This is a genomic window from Pyrobaculum sp. (assembly GCF_049971835.1).
Classification (GTDB): domain Archaea; phylum Thermoproteota; class Thermoprotei; order Thermoproteales; family Thermoproteaceae; genus Pyrobaculum.
In genome coordinates, this window is the sequence record NZ_JBMFKV010000215.1 from 1 (window position 1) to 2,821 (window position 2,821).

Annotated in this window: 4 protein-coding genes; all 4 read left to right on the plus strand. The window is 66.3% G+C overall.

The window, feature by feature from the left end:
- Window positions 1-152: 152 nt before the first annotated feature.
- A complete protein-coding gene (locus tag ACP5J3_RS12555) occupies window positions 153-1,154 on the plus strand; it encodes a zinc ribbon domain-containing protein (protein ID WP_428495996.1) in 1,002 nt (333 codons plus the stop codon).
- Window positions 1,141-1,818, plus strand: coding sequence for a hypothetical protein (locus ACP5J3_RS12560; protein WP_428495997.1), 678 nt, complete (start codon window positions 1,141-1,143; stop codon window positions 1,816-1,818). The genes ACP5J3_RS12555 and ACP5J3_RS12560 overlap by 14 nt, the downstream gene beginning before the upstream one ends.
- 9 nt (window positions 1,819-1,827) lie before the next feature.
- Window positions 1,828-2,415 (plus strand): hypothetical protein, encoded by a 588-nt coding sequence (locus ACP5J3_RS12565; protein ID WP_428495998.1) that lies wholly within the window; start codon window positions 1,828-1,830, stop codon window positions 2,413-2,415.
- Window positions 2,390-2,821, plus strand: a 432-nt coding sequence (locus ACP5J3_RS12570; RefSeq protein ID WP_428495999.1) for a hypothetical protein, incomplete at its 3' end; no start/stop codon positions are given. The genes ACP5J3_RS12565 and ACP5J3_RS12570, both read left to right, overlap by 26 nt.

Genomic DNA, 2,821 nt, shown 5'->3' on the forward strand with positions numbered 1-2,821 from the left:
CGTAAACAGACGCCAGCTGTGTTAAAAACTTTTCCACAGAGCCCCGTGGTGCTCTGCTAGTAGTTGCTTATAAATGGTAGGCAAAACTTCTAGAAAACTCACATATACAACCAATATGTACAGGACATAAAACGTAGGGAGATACGCGGCGTATGGGTTGCTTCGCCGCGCTCGGCATCGACGTCAACAAGAGCTACGTGGCGTTCAGCTGGGTCACCAACGACCCCGACCTAGCCGCCTCGGCGCTGGGCGCCTGGGGGGCGCACCCCATCACCAGCTGGCTGTTTGAGGAGCACTTGGCGTTTAAGACCCCGCTGAAGCTGTCGGAGGCTGTGTCTGTGCCAGAGGCCCACGTGGAGGCCGTGCTCATGTGGTTGCCCGGCAGGCGCAACAACCGCCAGAAGAGGTGGAGGAGGATGGCCACCACCAAGCTATTCGCCACCCTCACCCCATGGCTCAGACACCTAGCCGATCAAGGCACCCCCGCGGTCATAGGCGTGGAGGACCTCAGAGGCATGGCCAGGAGGCGCGGCATATCCGAGGTGGAGTACGCCAAGATATGGAAAAAGATAATAGGCGCCTTCGGCACCCCCCTCAGAGAAGGCCCAGGATACCGGGCCTACATAGGCAGAGGACGCTCCATCGTAATAGCCCTAGACCCCAGAGGCACCTCGGCCACGTGCGCCCTATGCGCCGCCCAGGGCAGAACCACCCCCGTCCAGGAGCGCGGCGGCCGCACCGTCCACTGCCCCATCCACGGCCCCATAAACCGCGACATAAACGCCGCCATAAACATCGCCATAAAAGCCGTGAGGATATACGCGGGGGACACGCCGGGGGGCGCCCGCGGGGGACAGCAACCCCAGCCGCGGACGCCTTCCGCGGGTCACCCAAATGAAGAGAAAGGCGCCCAACGACCGCGCGGAGATGAAACCGCAGAAAACAGACTGGAGGCGCACACCGCCGCTTCACTGACGGCGCCCCCCGGCGCCCTAGATGCGTATATGGAGGAGGTATTCAAGCACTTCGCCGGTGCTGAGGGACGCTGTCTGCCGCTGGAAGGAGGCCAGGCGCAGGTTGAAGGGGAGGAGGAGGGCGGGGCCCTGAATAAGGGCGCGCGCACGCCCCCTTTTTCCCGCCATGTGGGGCCATAAGCTAGCCGCGAACACCTGGGAGGAGTTCCTCGCCGCACTCCTCTCTCTGAAGTTCTTCGGCCTCGACACGGTGAGGGGCCTCGTCCTCGTGGAGAAGCCCCGCGGGCCTCCCTTCGTGCCTGTGGAGAAGGTGGGCTGGGGGAAGGTCTGCACCTCCCCGCCCCCTCTCCCAGCCGCCGCGTGGAGGCAGGGGCGGGGCGAGAGGCCCGTCACGTACAGGTCTGCGCTCGGCCGCGGGGTCTACTGGTTCGAGCAACTGGGCATCTTCAGGAGGGGCAGGGAGTGGGCAGTGGCGGCGGGTTGCCGGGGGAGGCCTCCCTTCTTCGGCTGGGAGAAGGTCGCCGGGTGGGCCGTGGCCGAGTTGCTGGGCGAGGCCCCGTACTGGAGGTTCTGGCCCCCGCTGATGGCCCCCGTCGAGGGACACCTGCTGGTGGCAGGTGGGAGCGGGGCGGGCAAGACCACATTCCTCAAGCGGTACCTCTCCCAGGTCCCCAGGTGGTACGTCATAGACCTCACAGAGGAGGGCGAATACGCCGGGCTCGCCGAGACGGTGGAGGGGTCGGTGGACCTAGCCGCCATGGACCCCGACGACCAGGCGTTGCTCTACAGCCTGGGCATAGCCGCCGCCGTGGGGGCCAGGGAGCCCGCCGTGTCCGCCGTGTAGCTGGGCGCCTTGAGGCTCGTCGCCAGGCGCGGCGCTGGGCTGGCGGAGTTCCTAAAAGAGCTGAGGGAGGCCCCCGACATACCCCAGCTCACTAGAGAGGTCCTGTACACAAAGCTGGCCGCCGCCTGCGTAGAGCACGACGGGGGTTGCAGGCCCCACCCAGCCCTGGGCCGCGACGCCGAGATACCGCCGCCCCCCGCCGTCATTAGGATAAGGCCCGACAACCCGCTGGCCGCCGCAATAGCCGCCCACGGCACCATCCTCAAAATACTGAGAAGGGCCAAGGGGCCGCTGGTCCTCGCCGTCGACGAGTACCACAAAATAGCCCCCCGCCTCCCCGTCGAGGACCCGGTGGAGAAGGCCATAAGGGAGGGCAGGCACCGCGGCGTCTACATAGCCATCGCCACCCAGAACCCCCAAGACCTCAAGCAGAGCCTCCTCTCCATAATAGGCAACTACGTCTACTTCCACCTCGCGCCCCCAGCCGCCGACCTCGCCGCCCAGACCCTAAACGTCCCCACCTGGGCCGTCACCACCCTCAAGCCGGGGCAGTACCTAGCCAGGACCCGCCATGGCCCCGCAGCCGGCGCTCTATAGGATAGTTACGCCCGAGGGCTGGGCCGTCCTCCCCCCGGGAGCCGAGGCCACGCTCTGGCCCCCAGTCGACCTCCCCAAGGCGAGGGCCCTAGACACCGCGGGCCACAGAGCCCTCATCCCCATATCGATAACCGTCGTGAAGATCTTGGCCGAGCCCAGCAGAGGCATGTACGAGCTCAGAGCGCGGAGGCGCTACCAAATCGCCGCCGCCAGGACAGACAGAGCCTCCCAGCCCCCCAGAGGAGTCTCCCACGAACTCAGGATATACTGCGGAGGCGGGCCCTGCGACCTCTCCCCCCTCTACATGCTGGCCCTCCCCCGCGGGGCCACCGCAGTCATCCGCGGGTACATAGACGCGCAACCCGCAGCCAGGTGGGCCCCCGCCCCGCCCCCCGAAGGAGACCCA